Source organism: Pyxidicoccus caerfyrddinensis (assembly GCF_010894405.1).
In the GTDB taxonomy this organism is placed as follows: domain Bacteria; phylum Myxococcota; class Myxococcia; order Myxococcales; family Myxococcaceae; genus Myxococcus; species Myxococcus caerfyrddinensis.
This window is the reverse complement of record NZ_JAAIYA010000007.1, coordinates 223,873-247,662: the sequence shown is the minus strand read 5'-3', so window position 1 is coordinate 247,662 and position 23,790 is coordinate 223,873. Positions and strand designations below refer to the sequence as shown.

The following is a 23,790-nucleotide window of genomic DNA, read 5'->3' as shown; positions in this document are numbered from 1 at the left end:
CACGTCCACCTACTACGGCCTCCTGCCTGTCGGGGGGCCGCGCGAGCAGGTGATCTGGCACCGGGGGGAGCCGGGCTGTTTCTTGACCCGCGTCGGAGCTTTCCGTTAGCCTCCGACACTCCCCACCACTGAGGATGGAAACCCGCGAAGTTCAAGGGGTTTCGGCCTGTTGGAAGCCCACCGCTCGATGGACAAGAACAAGATCATCGAAGCCGCCGCGAAGCTGGTCGCGAAGGGCGCCTACGACAAGGCCATCAAGGAGTACCAGAAGGTCCTGGAGGTCGACCCGAAGGACATCCGGGTCCTCCAGAAGATGGGGGAGCTGTACCAGAAGAAGAACGACAACGCCCAGGCGGCGCACTTCTTCACCAAGGTCGCGGAGAGCTACTCCTCCGACGGCTTCTTCCTCAAGGCCGTCGCCCTCTACAAGCAGGTCCTCAAGCTCAATCCGAACCTGCTGGAGGTGAACCTCAAGCTGGCGGAGCTCCACCAGCAGCTCGGGCTGATGTCCGAGGCGATGGCGTACTTCCAGATTGTCGCCAACCACTACGACAAGGCCGGCGACACCAAGGCGTCGCTCGATACCTTGAAGAAGATGGTGGATCTCGACCCGGAGAACGTGGCGTCGAAGATCAAGCTGGCGGAGCTGTACGCGCGGGAGAACATGACGCGCGAGGCCGCGCAGGAGTTCAAGCGCGCCGCCGAGTACCTCAAGCGCAATGCCCGCGCGGAAGACTGGCTCCGTGTGGCGGAGCGGCTGTCCACGCTGGAGCCGGAGAACCTGCCGCTGGCCAAGGAGCTGGCCGTCTCCTACCTGCAGCGCGGCGACCAGAAGCGCGCGCTCGCGAAGCTGCAGGTGTGCTTCAAGGCGGACGGCCGGGACGTGGAGACGCTCACGCTGCTCGCCCAGGCGTTCCAGGGGCTGGGGCAGACCTCCAAGACGGTGTCCGTCTACAAGGAGCTGGCGAAGATCCACCAGGAGCGCGGCCGGCTCACCGAGGCCGAGGCCGTCTGGACGCAGATTGAGGTGCTGGACCCCGAGGATCCGGATCTGCAGGCGCGCCGCGCGCCCGCCTCGGCGCCCGTGGAGCACCAGCCTGTCGCGGCGGCCCCGCAGCCCACGCCTTCGCCGCGCGCCGCGCCGCAGGCGGCCACGCCCGCGCCGCAGCCCACGCCCGCCCCGGTGGCGCCGCCGCCCGCGTCGGGCATGAACCGGGAGCAGCTGGCCAAGCTGCTCACCGAGACGGACGTCTACGTCAAGTACGGGCTCCACGACAAAGCGCTGGAGCACCTGCGCAAGGTCTTCACGGTCGACCCGGAGAACCTGGACGCGCACGAGAAGGCGTATCAAATCTACGTCGCCTCGGGGAACGCGGCGCAGGCGTCCGAGCAGCTGCTCAACGTGCTGCGGCTGTGCACGCGCGCCGCGGACGTGCAGCGCGCGCAGCCGTACCTGGCCACCATCCTCAACGAGAACCCGGCGCATCCGGAGGTGCCCGCGTTCCTGTCGGTGCTGCGCACGGACGGCCCGGTGGCGGCGGCTCCGTCGGTGGCGGTGGTGGAGTCGGTGGGTGAGGACGCCATCCTCGTCGACTCCAGCGATGACGAGATTCTCGTCGCCCCTCCGCCGGAAGACGCGCTGCTGCACCCGCCCGGGGACGAGCTGGCGCTGACCACGCTGCCCTCGAGCGACTCCGACGAGGTCATCGACGACGACGGTGACTCCGCCGTCGTCAGCGAGGAGGCGCTCGTCGGCGAGGCCGTCTCCAGCGAGCACGACATGTACGGCACGCCCGCGCCGGAGGACCTGGCGGCGGCGGCGTACTCGGACGAGACGCTGGTGGCCGAGGACGACGGGCTGGTGCTGACCGACGAGCCCGGCATGTCGCTCGTGGACGACGAGCCGCTCGTCGCCCCGGATGACGACCTGGGCGCGACGTCGAGCTACTCGCTCGAGGACGAGTCGCTGGGGGGCGAGGCCACGGCCACGTCCATGGAGGCGCTGTCGCTCGGGGACGAGGACGACCCGCCGCCCACCATGATTCGCGCGCCCACGCGGGCGCTGCTCCAGGAGGCCGTGCCGCAGACCCGGCAGCTGCCCGCGCTGGAGGAGGACGAGGCGCTGGCGGACGAGGCCTTCGCGGAGCCGCCTCCGCTGGACATGGAGGACATGCCCACGCGCGTGGGCATCGCCGCGCTGGACCCGTCCATGCTGGAGGAGGACGAGGCCGAAGTCACGGCGACGGCGCTGGGCGACCCGCTGGACTACGAGGAGCCCACCGCCTCGCACGCCATCCCCGCGCTCGCGGACGAGCCCGAGGCGGAAGCCGAGGCCGTCTCGGAGCCGGCGCTGGAGGATGCGCCCGAGGCGGAAGCCGAGGCCGTGCCCGAGGAGGAGGAGCCGGCGGCGGAGGAGTGCGACGAGGCGTCCTTCTTCCTCGACCAGGGCCTGCTGGAGGAGGCGCGGGAAATCCTCGAGACGGTGATGATTGCCTTCCCGGGCCACGCACGCGCCAGCGAGCTGATGGCGCGGCTGGAGGCGCTCGAGGCCGGCGGTGGCGTGGAGGCCGAGGAGGCCCCCGCGGAGCCGGTGTCCGTGCCGCACGTGCAGCCCGTGCTCGACGCGGAAGGCGAGCGCGACGCGTTCGACCTGGCGGCGGAGCTGGCCGGCGAAATCGACAACCTGGGCGACGACTCCCCGGCCGCCGCGCCGGTGGAGGAGGACTTCCAGTACTCGGTGGAGGAGGTGTTCTCCGAGTTCAAGAAGGGCCTCGCCAAGGTGGTGAAGCCCGAGGACGTGGACACGCACTACGACCTGGGCATCGCCTACAAGGAAATGGGCCTGCTCGACGACGCGCTCCACGAGTTCGACGTGGCCCGTCAGGGCAGCGCGGGGACGAAGCGCGAGCTGGACTGCATCACCATGATGGGGATGCTGCAGCTGCTGCGCGGTGACGCCGCGGCGGCGGTGGAGGTCTTCCGCGAGGGCCTGTCCAGCGCGCAGGCCACGGCGGAGCAGACGAAGGCGCTCGGCTTCGAGCTGGCGGCGGCCTACGAGGCGCTGGGCGAGCCGGGCAAGGCGCTGTACCACTACCAGCGTGTCTCCGCGGTGGACGCGAAGTACCGCGACGTGTCGTCGCAGATGAACCGGCTGGCTGCCTCGGTGGAGCCGGAGGACGACCCGCTGCCGTCGCACGCGGGCAATGGAGCGAAGGCGAACGGCACCCCCGCTCCCGCGGCGGCCGTGGCGCCCACCCCGATGCCGGCGGCTGGCGCGTCCAAGGCGCGCAAGGTCGGCTACCTGTAGTCACCCCCGAGGTCCGGCGAGCCCATGACGACCTACCTCGACTTCTTCGAGCTGACCCAGGAGCCCTTCTCCAACGCTCCGGTGAGTCGCTTCTATTACAACTCCGCGCAGCACTCGCAGGCGCTCACCCGGCTGATGCACGCGGTGAGCTACATGAAGGGCCTGTCCATCCTCATCGGGGACATCGGCGCGGGGAAGACGACGCTGGCGCGCCGCATGCTCGACTCGCTGCCCGAGTCCGAGTACGAGGCCGCGCTGCTGGTCATCATCCACTCCGGCATCACCGCCAACTGGCTGCTGAGGCGCATCGCCCTGCAGCTGGGCGTGGAGAACCCCGCGCAGGAGAAGCTCGCGCTCCTGTCGCAGCTCTACCAGCGCCTCCTGCAAATCTATGAGTCCGGCAAGAAGGCCGTCGTCCTCATCGACGAGGCGCAGATGCTGGAGACGCGGGAGCTGATGGAGGAGTTCCGGGGACTGCTGAACCTGGAAGTGCCGGAGCGCAAGCTCATCTCCTTCGTCTTCTTCGGCCTGCCCGAGATTGAGAAGAACCTGAAGCTGGACCCGCCGCTCGCGCAGCGGGTGGCCATGCGCTACAAGCTGGAGCCCTTCACCGCCGAGTCCACGGAGGCGTACGTCAAGCACCGCCTGCGGCTCGCCGGGTGCCCGCGCATGCCCTTCTCTCCGGAGGCGCTGCTCGCGGTGCACGAGCACTCGTCGGGTTCGCCCCGCGTCATCAACACCCTGTGCGACAACGCCCTCTTCGAGGCCTTCCTCGCGCGGCAGGAGACCGTCTCCGGGGAGCTGGTGCACCGCATCGGGAAGAACCTGGGCCTGCAGGGCGTGAACACGCCCGCCAGTGGGGCAGGCGAGCGAGCGGGTGCTTCCGTCACGGCGCTGCCCCGGACGGCGAACAGCAAGGTGGACCTGGCGGAGATCGACCGCTACCTCGAAGGGCTGGGTAAGCTGTAGGGGCTTTGTCCTCCCCGAATCGCAACAGTGCGCGCAGGGCGCTGCTGGTGGTGCTCCTCCTGCTGTCGGGGAGCATCCTGCTGTTGCGGATGCAGGTGTCGTGGGACGTGGCCTGCACGCTGGCGCGGCGGAACCTGCCGGACGTGCTGGGGCTGGACGTGGGCATCGGCCGGTGTGAGCTGGACCCGCTGAACTCGCGCGTCCTCGTGCACGGCTTCTCGCTCTTCCTTCCGGGCACGGACACGCCGCTCGTCGCGGCGGACATGGCGGAGGTGCAGCTGGGCTTCCTGCGTCCGCTCTCCGGCCGGTTGTCGCTGGCGCTGGTGCGGGCCCAGCGGCCCCGCGTGACGCTCGACTTGTCGCAGCCGTCGGCGCAGCCCGCGAAGAAGTCCGAGGGCTGCTTCCTGGACCCGCTGGAGCGGCTGCGGGTGGCGAAGCTGGACATCACCGGGGCGGAGCTGCGGCTGGCGCTGCCGCAGGGCCGGCGTGTGGAGGTGGGCGAGCTGGACGTGCGCTGGGCGGAGCGCTGGGGCGTCATCGAGCTGGACGTGGAGGCGCGGCGCGGGCTGGTGCGGCTGGGGCCGGACGGGCAGGAGCTGGCGCTGGGACAGCTCGCCGTGGCGGGCGCGGTGGACCCGGACGAGGCGCTGCTGGAGCTGGAGCGCGCGGAGGTGTCGCTCGACGACATCACCACCACGGTGTCCGGCCGCGTGGAGAACCTGTGCGACCCGAACCTGGCGCTGGACGCGCAGGTGTTCCTCCCGCTGCGCACGCTGTCCCAGGCGCACCTGGTGCCGAAGCCGGCCACCGGCCACCTCTGGTCCCGCGTGTCGATTGCAGGCAAGCCGTCCGCGCCCGCGGTGTCGCTGGAGCTGTCCGGCAGCGGGCTCGGGTATGACCGCTTCGGCCCCACCAACCTCACCGCGCGCCTGTCGTACTCGGGCGACGAGGTGCGGGTGGAGGACCTGGTGGTGCCGGTGGGCGCGGGGAAGGTTCGCGCCACGGCGCGGCTCGGGCTGACGCCGCACTTCCCGCTGGAGGTGTCGCTGTCCACCGAGGACGCTTCACTGGGGCGCATCCTCGACAGGGCGGGCGTGAAGGGCTCATGGGTGGACTTCCCGGCCACGCTGGACGCGCAGCTCAACGGCAATCTGCTGCCGCGCTTCTCGCTGGCAGGCCCGTTGGACTTGCGCACCGGCCCCTTCGTGCTGGCCACGCGCGCGTACGACGCGCCGGAGGACACGGGGCTCACCATCCTCGAGTTCGACAAGGGCCGCGCCCAGGCGCAGGTGAAGATTCAGTCGGACCGCGTGTCGTTCAATCACGTCACCGCGGAGTCGGGCCGCTCGCGCGTGCACGGCGACGTGGGGCTGCTCATCGGCGACGGGCTGGGGCTGGACATCCACGGCCACGGCGACCTGGACCTCGCGGACTTCGGCCACATCGCCGGCCTGCAGTGGGCGGGGCGGGGGAGCGCGACGTACTCGGTGACGGGCCCGGCCTCGGAGGTGAAGGTGGAGGCGGGCCTGTCCATGCGCGACTTCGTCTTCTGGAACCTCTCGCTGGGCGTCTTGCAGGGGAAGCTGGGGTACTCGGACGGGGTGCTGGCCTTCCCCGCCTTCACCGGCCAGAAGGGGCGCACGCAGTACTACGGCAAGGCGGGGGTGTCCTTCGGGCGGCTGCTCGGCCTGCGGCTGGAGGTGAATGTCCCGCAGGGGCGCACCGAGGACCTGGTGGACGTGGTGGCGGGACTGAGCCCTTCGCTGGAGGTGATGCGGGGGACGCTGGGCGGCACGGCCACCGGGCGCGTGGAGGTGGACAGCCCGGTGGAGAAGCTGGAGGGGCTGGTGGCCTTCGACGTGAAGGACACCACCTACTACGACCGCCGCCTGGGCGACGGCGCCATGCGCCTGCGCTTCGTGGACGGCAAGGCGATGGTGCTGGAGCGCACCGTGCTGAAGGGCCCGCTGGGCCGCACGTGGGCGGACGGCACCTTCACCTTCGCGGGCGGGCTGGACTACCGCTTCGGCGGCGACGGCCTGTCGCTGGCGGAGACGGTGGGGCCGGAGCTGGCCGAGCGCATGGGCATCGAAGGCACCATGGTGATGGACGGCAAGGTGTCCGGCACCGCCGACGTGCCGGTGGTGGACGCCACGCTGCGCGCGCCGCGCGTCACCTTCGCCGACCGCAACCTGGGCGCCATGGACCTCACCGGGCGCCTGGTGGGCAAGGACTTCGAGGTGCGGGGCCATCCGTTCCAGGACGCCACCGGGCGGCTGGGCTTCAAGGTGAAGGACAACTGGCCCTATGAAGCGCAGGGCTCGCTGTCGCTGCCGGAGATCCGCCCGCTGCTGCCCGCCGAGCCGCTGTGGGCCGGCGTGTCCGGCTCGCTCTCCGGCACGCTGAGCGCGAAGGGGCAGTTGCTGGAGCCCGCCGGCTCGGAGGTGAGCGCCACGGTGGACAAGCTGGTGCTCTCGCGCGACGACGTGCACGGGGAGAACACGGTCCCCATCGTCCTGGCCTACGCGGGGGGACGGTTGGACGTGCAGCCCTTCCGCTTCCTGGGGCCGTACGTGGACCTGTCGCTGGGCGGGTGGATGGGGCCGCGTGGCATGGACGTCACCCTGCGCGGCGGTTGGGACGTCCGCATGCTGGAGTCGCTCCTGCCCTCCATGGTGGAGCGCGCCACCGGCCGCGTCACCGTGGATGCGGAGGTCACCGGCACGCCGGCGTCACCGTCCGTGGTGGGCACCGCGGAGCTGCTGGACCTACGGCTGGCGCTGCGGGACTGGCCCGTCAACGTGCGCGGTATGTCCGGGCGCCTGGAGCTGACCGGCCAGCGCGTGCTGCTGGAGCACCTGCAGGGGCAGCTCAACGAGGGGCGCGTGTCCGCGCGCGGCGACGTGCGGCTGGAGCGCTTCCTGCCGACGCGGCTGGGCCTCACGGTGCAGCTCGACGAGGTGCCCTACCGCCTCACGGAGGATTTGCCCGCCACCTTCTCCGGGTTGCTCCAGGTGAGCGGTCCGCCCCACGGCTTCACCGTCACGGGCGGGCTGGACATCGTCAAGATGCGCTACCAGAAGGCCCTGGACGTGGAGTCGATGCTCAAGTCCCTCCAGAAGCGCACCTACACGCCCTCGGCGCCGGTGACGTCCTCCACGGGGGAGCCCCCGAAGCCGCTCGTCATCTGGGACGTCAACGTGCACTTCGGCGACGTCCGGGTGGACAACAACCTGGCGAAGGCCCGCCTGCTGGGCGACGTGCGGCTGACGGGCACGGACCTGCGGCCGGGCCTGCTGGGGCGGGTGGAGCTGGCGGAGGGCAGCCAGGCCTTCTTCCGCAACAACCCCTTCACCATCAACCAGGGGCAGGTCGAGTTCCAGGACGCCACCGGCATCGACCCCGTCTTCGAGGTCCAGGCCCAGACGCAGGTGCGCGAGTACACGGTGAAGCTGCACGCCTTCGGCAAGCCGGCGGACCCGCAGATTCTGCTCTCCTCGGAGCCGGCGCTGGTGGAGGGGGACATCGTCTCGCTGCTCACCCTGGGCTTCACCTCGTCGGACCGGGACACGGCGGCCACGGCGAGCGCCGGCCTGGCGGCCGAGGCCCTCTTCAACGTGTCGGGCCTGGACCGGCAGCTCCAGCGCTTCCTCCCCAGCAACCCGGTGTTGCGGGATTTGTCGCTACAAATCGCCACCACCTACAACGACGCCACCCGGCAGGCGGAGCCGACCGCACAACTGGAGTCGAAGTTCCTGAGCGAGCAGCTTAAAATCGGCATGACACAACCGGTGAGCGGGCGCGGCACGCGGGCGCGCGCCGAGTACCGCTTCGACGACCGACTCTCCGCTCAGGCCCAGTGGGACAACGAGAACAGCGAAGCCTCGTTTGGCAACCTCGGGCTCGAGCTGAAGCTGAGCTGGGAGGTCGAGTAGCCCGCGCCCTCATGGCGTGGGTGCTGCTGCTGTGCGTCCTCGTGGCGGGCGCGGCGGCGGCGCAGCCCGAGGGTGAGTCCCAGCCGGTAGTCGTGGCCGTGGAGCTGCACCTGCCGGGCGGCGCGGACGCGCAGGGACTCACGGGGCTCGTGGCCGTGCGCAAGGGGCAGACGCTGGCGCCCGGCGCGGTGCGGCGCTCGCTGGAGCGACTGTGGGCTACGGGCCGCTTCACGGACGTGGTGGCGCGCACCGTGGAGGTGCCGGGCGGCGTGCGGTTGGTGTTCCAGCTCACGCCGGTGGCGCGGCTGGCGCGGCTGCGCTTCCTGGGCAACGCGGTGCTGTCCGAGGGCGAGCTCATCGAGGCGAGCGGCCTGCTCGAGGGCGGGCCGCTGGACGCGGAGGAGCTGGAGGGCGCGGTGTCCTCCGTCCTCCAGGCGTACCAGCGCAAGGGCTATGACTCGGCGAAGGTGACGGTGCGGCAGGAGCCGGTGACGGACGGAGTCTCGGTGTCGCTCACCGTGGACGAGGGCGTGCCCACGCGGGTGCGGATGGTGACGTTCTCCGGCAGCCCGGGCTTCGCGTTGCCCCGGCTGCTGGAGGTGCTGGAGATGCGGCCCGGCGAGGTGTTCGACCGGGTGCGCCTGGACGCGGGCCTGGAGCGACTGCGCACGCTGCTGCGCGAGGCGGGCCACTGGCGCGCGCAGGTGGGAACGCCCTCGGTGCTGGTGGAGGGCAGCGCGGCCACGGTGGCGGTGCCGCTGTCGGCGGGGCCCCGGTACCTGGTGCGCTTCCATGGTAACCGCCGCTTCCCGGCGACGCTGCTGGAGCGGGTGCTGGCGCACGACGTGGCGGAGTCGCTGGACGAGGTGGTGGCGGGCCGGCTGGCGCGGCGGGTGGAGGCCTTCTACCGGCACCGCGGCTTCCATGACGTGCACGTGCGGCCGCGTGAGGTGGTGCGGCCGGACGGAGAGCTGGCCGCGCTGGCCTTCGACGTGGAGGAGGGACACCCGCTGCGCGTGACGGAGGTGCGCTTCCACGGCAACCAGGGGCTGGAGTCGGAGCAGTTGCGCGCGCTGCTGACGGAGCGTGTGCGCGCGGGAGTGCCACGCCCGGAGCTGGACCTGCGCCTGCTGGATGACCCGCTGGACGCCGAGGGGCGCCTCGGCCCGGAGCAGGGCTCGCTGGAGCCGCCGCCGGACCCGTCCACGGTGTACGTGGAGGACGCGTGGCTGGACGCCGTGGATGCGATGAACGAGCTGTACCGGGAGCGGGGCTACCTCTCCTCGGCGGTGTCGTTCCGCGGGCTGACGGTGGACGTGACGGGCCACACGGCGGTGGCCGACTTCGACGTGGAGGAGGGCCCTCAGGCGCGCGTCACGGACCTGCGCTTCGAGGGCGTTCCGAAGGACGTGTCCCTGGTGCCGGTGGGCCTGTCGCTGCGCAAGGGCCAGGCCCTGAGCTTCGACAAGGTCGAGGAGGCACGGCAGGCGTTGGAGCACGGACTGGCCCAGTGGGGCTACCTCTTCGGACGGACCACCACCGAGACGAGCGTGGGCGAGGACGGGCAGGCGGCGACGGTGGTGTTCCGCACGGACCCGGGGCCGCAGGTGCGGGTGGGGAAGATTCTCGTGCAGGGGCTGACGCGGACGGACCCGGACCTGGTGCTGGCGAACCTGGCCCTGGAGGAGGGCAAGCCCGTTGCGTTGGACCGATTGACGGAGGGCCAGCGGCGGTTGGCGCGGCTGGGGGTGTTCCGGCAGGTGGACGTTTCACTGGCGGACCCCACGCGGCGTGAGGAGACGAAGGACGTCCTGGTGACGGTGCAGGAGCGGCCCCGGCTGGATGGCGAGGTGTCCGGCGGCTACTTCCTCGTGGACGGTCCGCGAATCGCGCTGGACACGGCCTACCGCAACCTGGACGGCATGGGCCTGAGCCTGCTGGCGCGCGGGAAGGTGAACTACGCGGGCTGGAGCGCGGAGGCGCTGTCCGCGGACCGGCGCATCGCCTGCTCGCAGCCGGGCGTGGACGGCGGTACGGCTCCGGGCTGCGATGCGGAATTGCAGGGGCTGAACGGGCTGGGCGGGCGCGGCAACCTGGCGCTGGCGCAGCCCCGCCTGTTCTTCATGCTGCCGCTGGAGGTGGGCGCGCGGCTGGACCTGATTGGCGAGCGCGTGCACCGGCCGTCGTACGTGTCCACGCGTTTCGCCGCGGCGGCGGCGCTGGACTGGGCAGCGGCGCCTTGGCTGAACGTGTCGCTGTCGTACGAGGTGGAGAACAACCGGCTGCGCTCGCGCGCGGGCGTGCTGGAGCTGCTCAACCGCGCGGACCAGGAGCGGCTGCGCTACCCGTTCGGAGACTTCGCGCTGCACTCGCTGCGGCCCTCGGCGACGCTGGACTTCCGGGACGACCCGGCGAACCCGCGCAGGGGCGTGGTGTTCATCTCGAGCGCGGAATTCACGCGGGGGTTGAGCGTGAAGCCCACGGACGTGGCGGGCAACCGCGTGGAGGGGTACCCGATTGACGGCGTGAAGCTGTCGAGCAACCTGAGCGGCTACATCCCCCTGGGACGGCGGGCGAGCATGGCGCTGTCGGCGCGCGCGGGCACCATCATCCCGCTGGAGAAGGACGCGCAGGCCATCGGCTCGAAGCTGTTCTACCTGGGCGGCTCGTCCAGCCTGCGCGGCTTCCGCGAGGACGGGGTGCTGCCGGAGGACGTGCGCGGCGCCCTGCAGCAGCGGCTGCGGGAGTGCCGGGCGCTGATTACGCCGGCGGGGTGCTCGGCGGAGTTGAAGGCGGTGCTGGCGGGGCAGGTGCCGGCGAGCCAGGGTGGTGAGCTCTTCACGCTGGGCAAGGCGGAGCTGCGGCTGCCGGCGCTGACGTCGTTGGATTTGGGCCTGTTCTTCGAGGCGGGCAACCTGTGGTTGGACCGGACGTCGTTCGACCCGGGGCGGCTGCGGTACGCGGCGGGCGCGGGGCTGCGGTACGTGACGCCGGTGGGTCCGCTGGCGTTCGACGTGGGCTTCAACCTGGACCCGGACGAAGCGGTGAACGAGGCGACCACGCAGTTCCACTTCAGCATCGGCACGTTCTGAAGGAGGCACACGGGTGCGCATGCGCGGGCCGGTATACATGGCGGCGTGGGTGGTGCTGGGGCTCCTCGCGGGCTGCCGGCACACCCAGGGCGAGGGCGTGAAGGCGGAGCGTCCGAAGTGGATGCCACCCGAAGGCGACTGCCCACGCGGGGCGTTGTTGCAGATGGAGCGGCTGGGGTTGAAGCCGGGAGACAAGGTCCCCGTCATCGTGGACGCCATCCAGGACCACCCGGGGCCGGCGCGATACAACTACAGCTTCGTGATTGCGCTGCCCCGGGAGGATGGAGAGAAGAAGCTGCCGGGGGCACGAATCGGCGGGCGCCTGTACGTGACGAAGCACCGGGTGTTCGGCCGGTATGACCGCATCTTCCTGCCAGAGAGCGGGGCGATGTCCGTGCCCTTCTGCGGAGTCCTGCTCGACGCACGGTGGGACAGGGACGGCGAGGGGCTGATTGCCTACCCGAGCCCGATGAAGGGCTTCTCCGTCGTGCAGGACAACACGGGCATCATCCAGGTGGTGGACCGGTATCCGTGAGTCCGTGGCGGGGTTCAGCCCGGCTTCATGCCGGTGCGGACCATGGCGAGCTCGATGGATTCCTGCAGGGCCCTCCTGTAGCGGCCCTTGCGCACCCGTTGAACCCGTGAAGCAGCCTCCGCGATGAACGGCCGGACCACGGGCGAATCCAGCTTGCCAAGTTGAATCCACCTGCCGAGCATGGCGGCGATGTGTACTCTCTTTTCGACGCTGGAGAACCCAAGCCGGGTCATGCGTTTGAGCTCAGCAAGCAGGGTCGCCTCCGGCTCGGGCAGCATGCAGGCCCTGGACAAAATGGCCTCTTCAATCCGCCTTGCCATTTCTCGCTTCACGAAGGTCGAGTGCGCCCGGGCCTGCATTCTCCGGAGGAACCGGAGCATTTCGGCCCTGAAGGGTTCGTGCCCCTGATTGCGCAGGGAAATCTCCAGACGAATACTCGCGTCAGTGAATTCCAGTTCGAGTCTTCGCTGAGGGCTCATTCGACTTCGGGGCATTTTCTTCCGCCTATCGTCCTGGTTGGCCAGTAGCCACGGTCCCTGCAGAGCTTGAGGCACTGTTGGCAGACGGTCCCTCCCCAGTCACCCGAGTTCGGGCGGTTAGCCACCTTCGCTTGCTCCATACACTTCGTGTACAGGTCCGTGCAGCGGTCGTAGGGCTTACTGTCTCCCTCACCCTGGCCTTCCGCCGCTTGTGGCGGAATGACCGGGCCCGGATTGGGTGGCTTGGGTGCCTTTGGCTTTGGCGTCTTGGGTGCCGTCCCGAACTGCTCACAGGCCGCCTCCGAGCCGTTCTTGCATGAGCAGTCCAGCGAGCTCGCGCAACCCGGCCCCGGACCGGGGCCTACGCTCTGTCGGAGTGGACGTGAGCCACTGGCACAGCCCGCGAGCCAAAAGCAGCAGAGTGCGACTCGCAGGGATACGCGCATGCTCCCAGCGTAGCAGGGGCTCCACGGGAGGCCGGCAGGACTCATGGGGAAGTCCCGAAGCGGGCAGTGGTAGCGGGAGGCCCCGGGGAATGTCTCCTCTGCCTGCGCTACAGTCCCCACCGTGTTCTACGCGTGCGTACGTGCGGTGGTCGCGCTGTTCCTGCGGCTCTTCTACCGGGTGAAGGTGAATGCCCTGGCGACGGAGCCGGAAGGCTCCGTGCTCTTCGTGGGCAACCACCCCAACGGGCTCATCGACCCCGCGCTGGTGTTCATCCTCACGCGCCGCAAGGTGACGTTCCTCGCCAAGGCGCCGCTGTTCAAGATGCCCGTCATCGGCTGGCTGCTCAGGGGGCTCGACGCGCTCCCCGTGTACCGCAAGCAGGATGACCCCTCGAAGATGGGCGGCAACGAAGGGACGCTGGACGCCGCGAAGGGCGCGCTCGTGCACGGCCGCGCCATCACCATCTTCCCCGAGGGCAAGAGCCACTCGGAGCCCGGGCTCGCGGAGCTGAAGACCGGTGCCGCGCGCATCGCCCTCAACGCGGCGAAGGAGGGCGCTCCCGTCCGCATCGTCCCCGTGGGCCTCACCTACGCGGAGAAGCACGTCTTCCGCAGCGAGGTGCTCATCGACGTGGGCCCCGCCATCGACGTGCAGGCCTTCCTCCCGAAGGACGCCGCATCCGAGCCCGACGCCGTGCGGGGCCTCACCGAGCGCATCGCGGAAGGCCTTCGCGCCGTCACGCTCAACCTGGAGCAGTGGGCGGACCTGCCGCTGGTGCAGCTCGCCGAGCAGCTCTACGCCTTCAAGCAGGGTGGGGCGCTGGATGCGGAGCGGCTGCGACTGTGGGCTCGCGGCGTGCAGCTCTTCCGCGCGCAGGAGCCCGAGCGTTTCGAGGGCATCCGCGCCCACCTCGCGTCCTTCAAGCACCGCATGGAGTTGGTGCAGGCGGCGGGCCCGAAGGACCTCGCGCTCGTGTACCGGCCCGGCAACGTGGTGCCCTTCGTCGTGAAGAACCTGCTCGCGCTGGTGCTGGGGCTGCCGCTGTTCGCGCTCGGGGTGGTGCTGTTCTGGCTTCCGTACCAGCTGCCCCGCACCGCCAGCCGCAAGGCGGAGCTGGACGTGCAGGCCACGGTGAAGTTCCTCACCGCCTTCGTGGTGGCCCTCGTGTGGTGGGGCGCGCTGACGGTGGCGGCGGGCTGGTGGGCCGGAGTGCCCTGGGGCGTGGCCACCTTCCTCTCGGTGCCGCCGCTGGCCCTTTTCACCCTCTACTTCGCCGAGCGCTGGGAGTCGCTCCGTCGCGACATCAGCGTGTTCTTCACCCTGGGCAATCGCGCGCGCCTCAAGGCGCTGCTACTCGCTGACGGCGAGCGGCTGGCCTCGGAGGTGGAGCGCCTGGCCGGCGAGTACCGGCCGAAGCTCGAAGGCACGGCCGCCCCCGTGGCGCCCTGAGACGTCACCGCGCGCGCGGAACGGCCTCGCGGAACATCTTCGCGCCTACCAGCAAGGCCATACCGCCCAGCAGCACGGGCAGGGCGTTGAGCTCGATGGCGGTGTGCAGGCTGTACGCGTCCGCGATGCTTCCGATGAGCGTGGGGGAAATCGCGTCGCCCAGCATGTGGATGAAGAGCACGTTCAGCCCCATGGCGAAGGCGCGGAACGCAGGCGGCACGCAGTTGACGATGGCCGCGTTGATGGGGCCGCTGTTGAGGAAGATGAGGAACTGCGCCACGCCAATCACGGCGAACGTCAACACGGTGCTCTGGATGTTCGTGGCCAGGTACATGGCCGGCGCCGCCAGCAGCAGCCCGATGCCCGACATCCACAGCCCGCCGCCCTCGCGCTTGCGGTCCAGCTTGTCGCCCAGCCACCCGCCGACCAGCGTCCCCACCAGTCCCGCCACGAGCGTAATCGCGCCGAAGGTGGTGCCCGTGTCGCCCTGGGCCATGCCCCGCTCGCGCACCAGGTACGTGGGCATCCAGAAGCCCAGCCCGCCAATGGAGAACGTCATCAGCGTGTAGCCCGCCGTCACCGCCCAGAACGCCGGGTTCTTCCCCAGCCCCTTCAGCCCGACGAGGAAGGGCATCTTCGTCTGTGCGTCCGGCCCGTCCATGGCGCCGCGCTGGGGCTCGGGCATGAAGAAGGCCATCAGTCCCAGCGCCAGCCCCGGCACGCCGCCCACGTAGAAGGCCACGTGCCACGAGTAGCGCTCCGTCAGCCACCCGCCCAGCCCGTACCCCGCGGCCACGCCCACCGGAATCGCCGTGTAGAAGAACGCGAGGATGCGCGTGCGCATGTCGCGCGGGTACAGGTCCGAGATGATGCTCGGTGCCACCGCGCCATAGCCCGCTTCACCAATGCCAATCACCGAGCGAGCCACCAGCAGCGTGATGAACGACGTGGCCAGTCCGCTGGCTCCGGTGGCCAGGCTCCACAGCAGCACGCCGCCCGCCACCAGCAGCTTCCGGGGATACCTGTCTCCCAGGTAGCCACCCAGCGGCGAGGCCAGCATGAACACCACCATGAACATGGTGCCCAGCAGGCCGGACTGCGTGTCGTTGATGCCGAACTCCTTCTGGATGTCCGGCAGCGCCACCGCGACGATGTACCGGTCGAGGTAGTTGACGAGGTTGATGAGCGTGAGGATGAACAGCGCGAAGCCGGCGTTCGCCGCGGGCGCGGTGGGCACCGCCGGCGAGGCCGTGGCGGAAGTGGCGTTCATGTCGAGGTGGCTCCGGCTCCGAAGCGGTGCGCGAGCAATCCCCAGCGCAGGCCCCTGTCACTCACGCGGCATGCGTCCAGGCCCAGCGCCTTCACCGACTCGAGGAGGATGAGCGCACCCGCTGAAATCACGTCCGCGCGCTTGGGCTGCATGCCGGGCAGGGTGCGGCGCAGCTCCAGCGGCATCTCGCACAGCCGGTCCGCCAGCGCCGCCAGCTCGGACACCGACATGGTGCCGCCGTGGACCTCCTCGGCGTCATACGGGTCGATGCCGTACTCGACGGCGTAGAGCGTGGTGACGGTGCCGGCCACGCCCACCAGCACCGCGCCGGGCGGCGGCGACGGCAGCGACTTGAAGGTGTCGCGCAGGTGCGCCTCGATGCGGGCGCGGTCCTCGGCGCTCATCGGGTCCGAGCGCACGAAGCGCTCAGTGAGCCGCACCGCGCCCACGTCGAAGCTGTGCCGGAAGTCCACGTGCCCGGCGGGGTTGCCGTAGATGAACTCCGTGGAGCCGCCGCCGATGTCCAGCACCAGCAGCGGGCCGGCCGCCTCCGACGCGAAGTCCGCGTGGACGGCGGCGAAGGACAGCTCCGCCTCCAGCTGGCCGGAGATGATTTCCACCGTCACGCCCGCGCGCGTCTTCGCCGCTTCGAGGAACTCCGCGCCGTTCTCCGCGTCGCGCGCCGCGCTGGTGGCCGAGACGGCGATGTCCTGTGCGCCCAATTCGCGCGCCTCGCGGGCGAAGGCTTCCAGCACGGCGAGCGTGGCCTCCATCCCTTCCGGCGACAGGCGTCGCGTCGCGTCCACGCCCCGTCCCAGTCGGGTGATTTCCGCGCGCTCGCGCACGGCTTCGAAACGGCCTTCGGGGGTGCGCTCGGCGACCAGCAACAGCACCGAGTTGGTTCCGACGTCGATGGTGGCGAAACGCGGCATGCGCGGGAGCCTACTCAACGCAGCAGCGCTTCCAAAGCATCGCCCAGGGCCTGGTACTCATTGTGTGTGTTGTAGAGCTGCGCGGAGACGCGCACGTGACGCGCGGGCGCCTTCGGCCAGGGGACGATGGGCACTTCGATTCGGTGCTCATCGAAGAGGCGCAGGTGGAGTGGGTCCACGTAGAGCGGAGGCTGGGGGGGCACGGGGAAGCCGTCCGGCAGTCGCACCGTCGCCATGCTGCCCACCATCTCCTCCGGGCAGTCGGGTTCTACTTTCAGCCGGGCGCATAGGTGCTTGCGCGCGGCCAGCGCCTTCTCCCGGTTGGACTGCATCACCGCCGGCCAGCCGCCGGGTAGCAGGCCACCCACCACGCGAATCGCGTGCGGGACGCAGAGCGCGGCGGAAGGGTCCAGCGTCCCCGTCCAGTCGAAGTCCAGCCGGAACCGCGACCGGTCCGTCCGTCCCGAGTTGTGGCCATGGCTCACCGCCAGCGGCTTGAGCTCCGCCTGCAAGTCACGCCGCACGTGGAGGAAGGCCGCGCCCTTGGGCGCGCACATCCACTTGTGGCAGTTGCCCGTGTAGTAGCCCGCGCCCAGCGAGCGCAGGGACAGGGGCAGCATGCCCGGCGCGTGCGCGGCGTCCACCAGCGTCTCCACGCCCCGCTCCCGGAGGGCGGCGACGAGCCGCGCCACCGGCATCACCACCGCCGTCTGGCTGGAGACATGGTCCACCAGCAGCAGGCGCGTGCGCGGCGTCACGTGCGCCAGCACCGCGTCCACCACCGCGTCGGGCGACGGAATGGGCCACGGCAGCTTCGCCACCACCACCTTCGCGCCCCAGCGCGAGGCCGCGTACTCCAGCGCGTTGCGGCTGGCGTTGTACTCGTGGTCGGTGGTGAGCAGCTCGTCACCGGGGGCGAAGCGCAGCGAGCGCAGCACCGTGTTGACGCCCGAGGTGGCGTTGGGGACGAAGGCCAGGTCGTCCGCGTCCGCGCCGACGAAGGTGGCCAGGGCCTCGCGGGCCGCGTCCAGCAGGGGCTCGACTTCGCGGTGGAGGAAGCGCACCGGCTCGGCCTCCATGCGCGTGCGCAGCTCGGACTGCGCCTGCAGCACGGCGGTGGGGCAGGCGCCGAAGGAGCCGTGGTTGAGGAAGAGGACCTCGGGGTCCAGGCTCCAGTGCGTGCGGAAGGAGGTGCTCATGCGCGGGCACTCGACCCGACGCGGCGCCCCCTGTCAACGCGCGGAGACGGGGCGTGCTCGCAGGGCGGCCACTCCGCCTGCCGCCACTCCGTCAGATCTCCACGGGCAGCTTGCCCGGGCGGCTCTTCCGGAAGTCCACCTGCGAGAGGTCGGACTTGAGCACGTAGCCGGTGGCACCGGGTGCCTCCTGCTGGTTTCCCCCGAGGAAGCTCACGACGACGACATTGCCACCGGCCTCCAGCGCGAGGTGCTTCAGCTCCTCGACGATTTCCTCGCGGGACATGGCGAAGGCCCCGGGCGCGCGCAGCACCACGGACCCGAGCAGCACATGGGGAGAGCCCTCGGAGACGCGGAGGCTGCCTTCACGGGCCTCGATGCCTTCGGGCAGTGCGTCGATGAGGACGCGCACGGGCAGCTCCTCGCCCGGAGGCGTGCGCATGCGCGCGAGGCGGTTCTCGGTGCGCGTGCCCGGGTTCCGCTTCATGTAGTCGCCCGTATAGCGCTGCACCACGTGCGCGTCCTTCGACAGCTGGGCATCACCGAACGAGGTGTAGGTGACGGACGGCGGAGGCGCGGGAGTGGGCGGCGGGACGGTGGCGCATGCGCCCAGCAACGTCACGGCGGCAACCCACAACAGGGAAGCGGGCTTCATCACGGCGACCTCGAGCGGAAGCGGAGAGCGGAAAGGCTACACCCGCTCCCCGCCCCGGCGTCGAGGGGCGCACCGGGCTCCCACCCAGGGTGGGGCCCGATGCCAGTGCCTCGGGGCTACTCCGCCTGCGCGAGCGGCGCCCAGTCGGGCGTCTGCAGGGCGCCCTTCTCGGCGCGCAGCGGGAGCTGGTTGTTGCCGTCCGCCGTCATCACGAACAGCTGCGAGCCGCCGTTGCGCGTGGAGGTGAAGACGATGAGCCGCCCGTTGGGAGAGAAGGCCGGCTCCTCGTTGTTGGCCTGGTCCTGCGTCAGGCGCGTCACCTTGCCCGTCTCCACGTTGACGGTGAAGAGGTCGAAGGCGTTGCGCTCGTCGCGCGCGGTGAAGGCGATGAGGTCTCCGCGCGGGGACCAGTCCGGCGTCTGGTTGTAGTTGCCCTGGAAGGTGAGCCGCCGCACGCCAGAGCCGTCCACGTTCATCACATAGACTTGCGGGCTGCCGCCCCGGTTGGACACGAAGGCGAGCCGCTTGCCGTCCGGCGACCAGGCGGGGCTGGTGTTGAGCCCATAGGGCGTGTCGGTGACGGCCTTCGCGCCGCTGCCGTCCGCGTTGGCCACGTAGATTTGCGCGCTCTCCCCGTCCGCCACCGCGTAGGCCAGGCGCTTGCCGTCCGGCGAGTACGCCGCGCCGGTCACCATCTGCCCCGCGGAGACGAGCGAGCGGGCCTCGCCGCCCGGCTTCTGCACGAAGAGGTCCGGCTGGCCCTTGCGGTACGTGGTGAAGGCCACCTGCGCACCGTCCGGGCTCAGCGCGGGGAGGATGTTGATGCCGCCCTTGGTGAGCGACTGCGCGTTGCCGCCGTCCCAGTCCGACACCACGACGTCGCGATTCTGGCCGGACTTGCGCACGTAGGTGATGCGCGACAGGAACGGGCTGGGCTCGCGGGTGTAGTGCCGGTAGAGCGCGTCCGCCAGCCGGTGCGCGAGCAGCGACGCGTTGTCCGCCGGGGCGTCCTTGGACACCTTCAAGTCCTCACGGCCGGTGCCCACGTTGAACAGGCGCATTTCACCGCGCAGCACGCCACCGTCCTGCGCCAGCGACACCTTCACGAGCGCCTCGGCGCCCACATCCGCCCAGCGGCTGAAGTTGATGCTGCCGGCCGTCATGCCCTCCGTCGCGTCCGCGGTGAAGCCCTTGCGGTCCAGCACCTGGAGGATGCCGGAGGCGGCGAGGTCGAAGCTGAAGGCCGTGTCGAAGGCGGGCGCCAGCTTCTTGCCACCCTCGTTCTGCGTCACCGGCGCGGGTACGGCCACCGGCAGCGGGCGGAAGTTGGCGCCGGAGATTTCAATCGTCGGCGCCTGGGCGAGCGCCGCGAGCGGGAGGAGGACCAGGGAAAGGAGCAGGGCTTTCATAGGGCGTTGAACACCAGGTTGACGCCGCTCTTCTGCAGAGCGTCTCGGAGGTGGTCCGGCGGAGGCGAGAACGGCGCTGCCTTGCGCACGGCGGTGACGACGGCGGAGTCGAAGAGGTCGTTGCCACTGGCCTTGGTGAGGCTCACGTCCAGCACCTCGCCGGAGCGGCCCAGGCGTACCGCCACCATGGCCTTGAGGTGGAGGCGCTCGGACTCGGGGATGGTGTCCGCCACGCTGTAGTGCCGGCGCACCTGCGACTGGAGCAGGCCGAAGTAGCGCTCGCCCTCGGCCGTGGCCGAGTCGCCGTCCGGGTCGCCATCCTCGGCGCCCTCGGCCTCCTCGGGCTCGGCCGCCTTGGCCGTCTTGTCGAAGGCGCCGAACAGCCGCTTGCGCCGGTCCTCGCCCGACGTCTCACCCTTCACGGGCGTGGGCTTCGGTGCGGAAGAAGGCTCGGGCTTTACGCCCGGAATGGGCACCGCTACCGCGGCCGACGAAGGCGGAGGTGGCGCGTCCGGGGCGGGCTTGGGCGCGTCCACCTGCTTGGGCGGAGGCGGCAGTTGCTCCTTGCGCGGCAGCAGCTTGGAGTCCCGGGGCTTGCCCAGCCGCACCAGCGTGGCGCGAATGGGCTTGGCATCCAGGTCCACCGTCGGGCCGGCATTGAAGCGCGCGTACAGCACGGCCGCCAGCAGCACGGCGATGTGCCCCACGACGGAGGCCCCCACGAAGCGCGACAGCCGCGTGGGACGCGAGACGAGCAGGCTGTGGGCCACCGCGGAGTCCGTCATGGGCTAGCGCTTCGCCTCCTTCGACTTGCCCTTCTTCTCGTTGGACGTCTTGGCCCCACCCGAAGGGTCCGTGATCATCCCCACGTTGTTGATGCCCGCGCGCTGCGCCGCCGCCATCACCTCCACCACCACGCCGTACGGCACGTCCCGGTCCGCGTGGAGATAGACTTCCTTGTCGGCCTGGGCCTTCGCGTTGGCGGTCAGCTTCTCCGCCAGCTCCTCCAGCGCGACTTCGGCATCACCGATGTAGACCTTGCGCCCGGCGTCGATGGACAGCACCAGCTTCTTCTCGGTGGCCTCCACCGGCGCGGCCTTCGTCTCCGGCAGGTTGACCTTCACGCCCTGCTGGATGAGGGGCGCCGTCACCATGAAGATGATGAGCAGCACCAGCATCACGTCCACCATGGGCGTGACGTTGATCTCGCTCATGGTGGTGCGGCCACCGCCGCGGTTGCCTCCGCCCATTCCCATGGCAGTCCTCGCCTAGCGGAAGAAGTGCCGCTTGATGATGTTGAGGAAGTCCGCGGAGAAGTTCGCCATCTCCGTGTCGAACACCTTGATGCGGCTGACGAACGAGTTGTAGGCCACCACCGCCGGAATCGCCGCGAACAGGCCCGCCGCCGTGGCGAACAGCGCGTTGCCCACCGGCGCGGCCACCGTGGCCAGCGTCGCGTTGCCCTGCTCGGCAATCTGGTTGAACGCGCTGAGGATGCCGATGACGGTGCCGAACAACCCCACGAACGGGGACGCCGCGCCCACCGTGCCCAGGAAGGACACCCGGTTCTCCAGCTCAGTGATCTGCGCGGTGGAGGCGCGGTTCAGCGCGCGCTCCACGTTCTCGATGCCGCCCAGCCGCTCGGCCATGGCGCCCTCGGCGCCGCCTTCCTTGGACTGGGCCAGCTTGCTCAGCTCTTCATAGCCGGCGCAGAAGACCTTGGAGAGGGGCGAGCCGTCGAGCTTCTGGGCCGTCTGGTAGATGGCCTCCAGGCGCGAGGCCTTCCAGAAGGTGTCGAGGAAGGTGAGAGACTGTGCGCGGGCCTTCGTGAGCTGGGCCGCCTTCATGGCGATGAGGGCCCAGGAGGCCACGGACACGCCCATCAGGAGCAGCAGCACGGCCAGCTCGATGAAGGAGGCGTCGCGGATGATCTCCACGTAGTTCATGGCGCCGAGCGCCAGGGGTAGGTGGGGCGTCATGGGGTGCAGGCCGTAACACTCCGATACAACAGGGTCAAACAAAGGAGGGACGCCCGGTTGCTTGAAGCAGCATGCGGTCGTGGGTGAATAATTCCCGAGGGTGGCCGTCCGGAGAGGTTGTAACGGGCCGAACACCTACCACCCCACGAAGGTTCCCCATGAACTCCCGACTGCTGGTCGCATTCCTCTGCCTGGCGGCGGTTGCCCCCGGTTGCATCATCCACGACGACACGCCCGACTACCCGGGCGACGCCACCTTCCGGTGGACCTTCGGTGGGCTGCGCTGCGACGAGGACCGCGACATCAAGGGCGTCAACATCGACATCCCCGGCGAAATCCTCGAGAACGACGGCCGCTATCCCTGCCAGGCCAACGGCTTCGACGGCATCGTCCTCCACGACTTCGCGCCGGGCGTCTACAGCTTCACCATCGAGGCGGTCAGCTACTCCAACGAGCGCCTCTACTTCGCCAGCGGCACCTTCCGGGTGGACGGCGACGTGACGGTGACCGTGGACATGACGCCGACGGGCACGCCGCCTTCGTTCGCCTACGTGAGCTGGCTGTTCCCCCCGAACAACGTCAGCTCCAGCCCCAACTGCAACCAGGCCGGCATCGCCTCCGTGGACGTCCGCGTGGACGACGATGAATGGGTGCGCCTGGACTGTGCGCAGGGCTACGGCGCCAACAGCGTGAAGACGCCGTACCTGGAGCCCGGTACGCACTCGCTGGAGTTCGTCGCCGTCGATGTGAATGGCAACCCCTGGTACTACTACAGCGGCACCATCAACACGCAGTCCGGCACGCCCACCTCGCACACGGCCTCCATGTGGGCGATTGGCGGGGCCTCCATCCGCTGGGACATCGTCGCCAACAGCCAGACGCAGACGTGCGCGCAGGCTGGCATCACCACGGTGCGCATCAACTTCCGCGACGCCTTCACCAACGAGCTGGTGTACGGCATCATGGGTGACGCCCACGGCTGCAACGACGCCCCGGTGGTGTACGAGTTCCTGCGGCCGGGTCGCTACAAGGTGGAGATGTACGCGCAGGCCTCGAACGGCCGCGAGTACCTGTCGCCGGACAACGGGCCCTTCCTCGACGTGGTGGCCCACCAGTTCCCCGGCCCGAATGCTTCGCTCCCGGTGCCGCTCATCCGGTTGTAACGGTTACCGGCAGTCCGCCTGCCTGGTCGTGAGGTGAACGGAGGGTCGGGGCGGGGTGCCCCGGCCCTTCGTCGTTTCCGGGGGCGCGCGGGGGCTGGCATCAAACGTGATAGGGACACAGCGCATGCGGCAAGGCAGCCACAGTCCCATTGGCGTGTTCGACTCGGGTGTCGGAGGGCTGACGGTCCTCAAGGCGCTCATGGCCCACCTCCCCCACGAGAGCACGGTGTACCTGGGGGATACCGCGCGGGTGCCCTATGGCACCAAGTCCGGCGAGGTGGTGACGCGCTACTCGCTGAAGAACGCGGAGTTCCTCCTGGAGCGCGGCGTGAAGCTGCTGGTGGTGGCGTGCAACACCGCCTCGGCGGTGGCGCTGCCGGCGCTGGAGGCGGCGCTGCCCATTCCGGTGCTGGGCGTCATCGCCCCCGGCGCGCGCGCGGCCCTGGGGCGCACCCGGGGCGGCGGGGTGGGCGTCATCGGCACCCCGGGCACCATCCGCTCGGGCGCCTATCAACGCGAGCTCGAGGCCGCGGACCCGCGGGTGCGGGTGAAGGCCCGCGCCTGCCCCCTCTTCGTGCCGCTGGCGGAGGAGGGGTGGACCACGGGCGACGTGCCCTTCCTCACGGCGCGCGAGTACCTGTCCGAGTTCGCCCGCGACGGCGTGGACACGCTGGTGCTGGGCTGCACCCACTACCCGCTGCTCAAGGGCGTCATCGCGGAGGTGGTGGGGCCGGGAGTCGCGCTGGTGGACTCGGCGGAGGCCACGGCGGAGGCGGTGGCGGCGCTGCTCGCGGAGCGCGGCGGCCTGGCCTCGGCGGCGCACACCGCGCCCACGCATTCGTACTACGTCACCGACGTGCCGGAGCGCTTCGTCGAGGTGGGAGCGCGCTTCCTCGGCCGGCCGATTCCCGCCGCGGAGCAGGTGGACCTGACCTTCTGACTTGGGACCGGGTGACGTCCTCGCCTCCATTGC

Annotated in this window: 17 protein-coding genes; 8 read left to right on the top strand and 9 right to left on the bottom strand. The window is 70.2% G+C overall.

From position 1 onward, the window contains the following. Positions 1–187 precede the first annotated feature (187 nt). The 5 genes from sgmX to G4D86_RS18795 are packed head-to-tail and all read left to right on the top strand — an operon-like array spanning position 188 to position 11,838. Positions 188–3,307, top strand: coding sequence for a type IV pili formation protein SgmX (gene sgmX, locus G4D86_RS18815; RefSeq protein ID WP_163995354.1), 3,120 nt, complete (start codon positions 188–190; stop codon positions 3,305–3,307). Positions 3,308–3,331: 24 nt separating this feature from the next. Further along, positions 3,332–4,276, top strand: a complete 945-nt coding sequence (locus G4D86_RS18810) for an ExeA family protein (protein ID WP_163995353.1) — start codon at positions 3,332–3,334, stop codon at positions 4,274–4,276. Between the two features lie 5 nt (positions 4,277–4,281). After that, positions 4,282–8,211, top strand: a complete 3,930-nt coding sequence (locus tag G4D86_RS18805) for a translocation/assembly module TamB domain-containing protein (RefSeq protein WP_163995352.1) — start codon at positions 4,282–4,284, stop codon at positions 8,209–8,211. A gap of 11 nt (positions 8,212–8,222) precedes the next feature. Continuing rightward, a complete protein-coding gene (locus G4D86_RS18800) occupies positions 8,223–11,303 on the top strand; it encodes a POTRA domain-containing protein (protein WP_163995351.1) in 3,081 nt (1,026 codons plus the stop codon). 19 nt (positions 11,304–11,322) lie between these two features. Further along, positions 11,323–11,838 carry a hypothetical protein gene (locus G4D86_RS18795; RefSeq protein WP_163995350.1) on the top strand — a complete coding sequence of 172 codons (516 nt, stop codon included), beginning with the start codon at positions 11,323–11,325 and terminating at the stop codon, positions 11,836–11,838. A gap of 14 nt (positions 11,839–11,852) precedes the next feature. Here G4D86_RS18795 and G4D86_RS18790 read toward each other — a convergent pair whose 3' ends face one another. Continuing rightward, entirely contained in the window at positions 11,853–12,317 is a 465-nt protein-coding gene (locus tag G4D86_RS18790; RefSeq protein ID WP_163995349.1) for a hypothetical protein, read from the bottom strand. A gap of 567 nt (positions 12,318–12,884) precedes the next feature. Here G4D86_RS18790 and G4D86_RS18785 point away from each other — a divergent pair. Further along, the gene (locus tag G4D86_RS18785; RefSeq protein WP_163995348.1) at positions 12,885–14,213 is read left to right on the top strand and encodes a lysophospholipid acyltransferase family protein; all 1,329 of its coding nucleotides are present in this window, start codon (positions 12,885–12,887) and stop codon (positions 14,211–14,213) included. A 4-nt stretch (positions 14,214–14,217) separates the two neighbouring features. On the opposite strand, the gene G4D86_RS18780 is transcribed toward G4D86_RS18785, so the two are convergent. The 8 genes from G4D86_RS18780 to G4D86_RS18745 form a co-directional block, all read right to left on the bottom strand. After that, positions 14,218–15,483, bottom strand: a complete 1,266-nt coding sequence (locus tag G4D86_RS18780) for a spinster family MFS transporter (RefSeq protein WP_163995347.1) — start codon at positions 15,481–15,483, stop codon at positions 14,218–14,220. Next, entirely contained in the window at positions 15,480–16,415 is a 936-nt protein-coding gene (locus tag G4D86_RS18775) for a Ppx/GppA phosphatase family protein (RefSeq protein WP_163995346.1), read from the bottom strand. Before G4D86_RS18775 ends, G4D86_RS18780 begins: the two co-directional genes overlap by 4 nt. Before the next feature lie 14 nt (positions 16,416–16,429). After that, positions 16,430–17,614, bottom strand: coding sequence for an aminotransferase class V-fold PLP-dependent enzyme (locus G4D86_RS18770; protein WP_163995345.1), 1,185 nt, complete (start codon positions 17,612–17,614; stop codon positions 16,430–16,432). A gap of 91 nt (positions 17,615–17,705) precedes the next feature. Then, complete coding sequence (locus tag G4D86_RS18765) at positions 17,706–18,266, bottom strand: hypothetical protein (protein ID WP_163995344.1); 561 nt, start codon at positions 18,264–18,266, stop codon at positions 17,706–17,708. A 116-nt stretch (positions 18,267–18,382) separates the two neighbouring features. Then, on the bottom strand, positions 18,383–19,675 hold the full coding sequence (gene tolB / locus G4D86_RS18760) for a Tol-Pal system beta propeller repeat protein TolB (protein WP_163995343.1): 1,293 nt from the start codon (positions 19,673–19,675) through the stop codon (positions 18,383–18,385). Continuing rightward, positions 19,672–20,460 carry an energy transducer TonB gene (locus tag G4D86_RS18755; protein ID WP_163995342.1) on the bottom strand — a complete coding sequence of 263 codons (789 nt, stop codon included), beginning with the start codon at positions 20,458–20,460 and terminating at the stop codon, positions 19,672–19,674. Before G4D86_RS18755 ends, tolB begins: the two co-directional genes overlap by 4 nt. A 3-nt stretch (positions 20,461–20,463) precedes the next feature. Beyond that, positions 20,464–20,931, bottom strand: coding sequence for a protein TolR (gene tolR, locus G4D86_RS18750; protein ID WP_163995341.1), 468 nt, complete (start codon positions 20,929–20,931; stop codon positions 20,464–20,466). 12 nt (positions 20,932–20,943) lie between these two features. Beyond that, positions 20,944–21,654, bottom strand: a complete 711-nt coding sequence (locus G4D86_RS18745) for a MotA/TolQ/ExbB proton channel family protein (RefSeq protein ID WP_163995340.1) — start codon at positions 21,652–21,654, stop codon at positions 20,944–20,946. A gap of 158 nt (positions 21,655–21,812) precedes the next feature. Between G4D86_RS18745 and G4D86_RS18740 the strand changes: the two genes are divergently transcribed. Together G4D86_RS18740 and murI are read left to right on the top strand one after the other, a co-directional pair. Then, a complete protein-coding gene (locus G4D86_RS18740; protein ID WP_163995339.1) occupies positions 21,813–22,817 on the top strand; it encodes a hypothetical protein in 1,005 nt (334 codons plus the stop codon). A 124-nt stretch (positions 22,818–22,941) separates the two neighbouring features. Then, complete coding sequence (murI, locus tag G4D86_RS18735) at positions 22,942–23,757, top strand: glutamate racemase (RefSeq protein ID WP_163995338.1); 816 nt, start codon at positions 22,942–22,944, stop codon at positions 23,755–23,757. The last annotated feature ends 33 nt before the right edge of the window (positions 23,758–23,790 follow it).

Bases quoted from the DNA above. Each gene is read 5' to 3' on its own strand.
- tolB (WP_163995343.1), bottom strand. From the start codon at position 19,675: ATGAAAGCCCTGCTCCTTTCCCTGGTCCTCCTCCCGCTCGCGGCGCTC.
- G4D86_RS18800 (WP_163995351.1), top strand. From the start codon at position 8,223: ATGGCGTGGGTGCTGCTGCTGTGCGTCCTCGTGGCGGGCGCGGCGGCG.
- G4D86_RS18775 (WP_163995346.1), bottom strand. From the start codon at position 16,415: ATGCCGCGTTTCGCCACCATCGACGTCGGAACCAACTCGGTGCTGTTG.
- G4D86_RS18755 (WP_163995342.1), bottom strand. From the start codon at position 20,460: ATGACGGACTCCGCGGTGGCCCACAGCCTGCTCGTCTCGCGTCCCACG.
- murI (WP_163995338.1), top strand. From the start codon at position 22,942: ATGCGGCAAGGCAGCCACAGTCCCATTGGCGTGTTCGACTCGGGTGTC.
- G4D86_RS18780 (WP_163995347.1), bottom strand. From the start codon at position 15,483: ATGAACGCCACTTCCGCCACGGCCTCGCCGGCGGTGCCCACCGCGCCC.
- tolR (WP_163995341.1), bottom strand. From the start codon at position 20,931: ATGGGAATGGGCGGAGGCAACCGCGGCGGTGGCCGCACCACCATGAGC.
- G4D86_RS18790 (WP_163995349.1), bottom strand. From the start codon at position 12,317: ATGAGCCCTCAGCGAAGACTCGAACTGGAATTCACTGACGCGAGTATT.
- G4D86_RS18795 (WP_163995350.1), top strand. From the start codon at position 11,323: ATGCGCGGGCCGGTATACATGGCGGCGTGGGTGGTGCTGGGGCTCCTC.
- sgmX (WP_163995354.1), top strand. From the start codon at position 188: ATGGACAAGAACAAGATCATCGAAGCCGCCGCGAAGCTGGTCGCGAAG.
- G4D86_RS18765 (WP_163995344.1), bottom strand. From the start codon at position 18,266: ATGAAGCCCGCTTCCCTGTTGTGGGTTGCCGCCGTGACGTTGCTGGGC.
- G4D86_RS18745 (WP_163995340.1), bottom strand. From the start codon at position 21,654: ATGACGCCCCACCTACCCCTGGCGCTCGGCGCCATGAACTACGTGGAG.
- G4D86_RS18740 (WP_163995339.1), top strand. From the start codon at position 21,813: ATGAACTCCCGACTGCTGGTCGCATTCCTCTGCCTGGCGGCGGTTGCC.
- G4D86_RS18770 (WP_163995345.1), bottom strand. From the start codon at position 17,614: ATGAGCACCTCCTTCCGCACGCACTGGAGCCTGGACCCCGAGGTCCTC.
- G4D86_RS18810 (WP_163995353.1), top strand. From the start codon at position 3,332: ATGACGACCTACCTCGACTTCTTCGAGCTGACCCAGGAGCCCTTCTCC.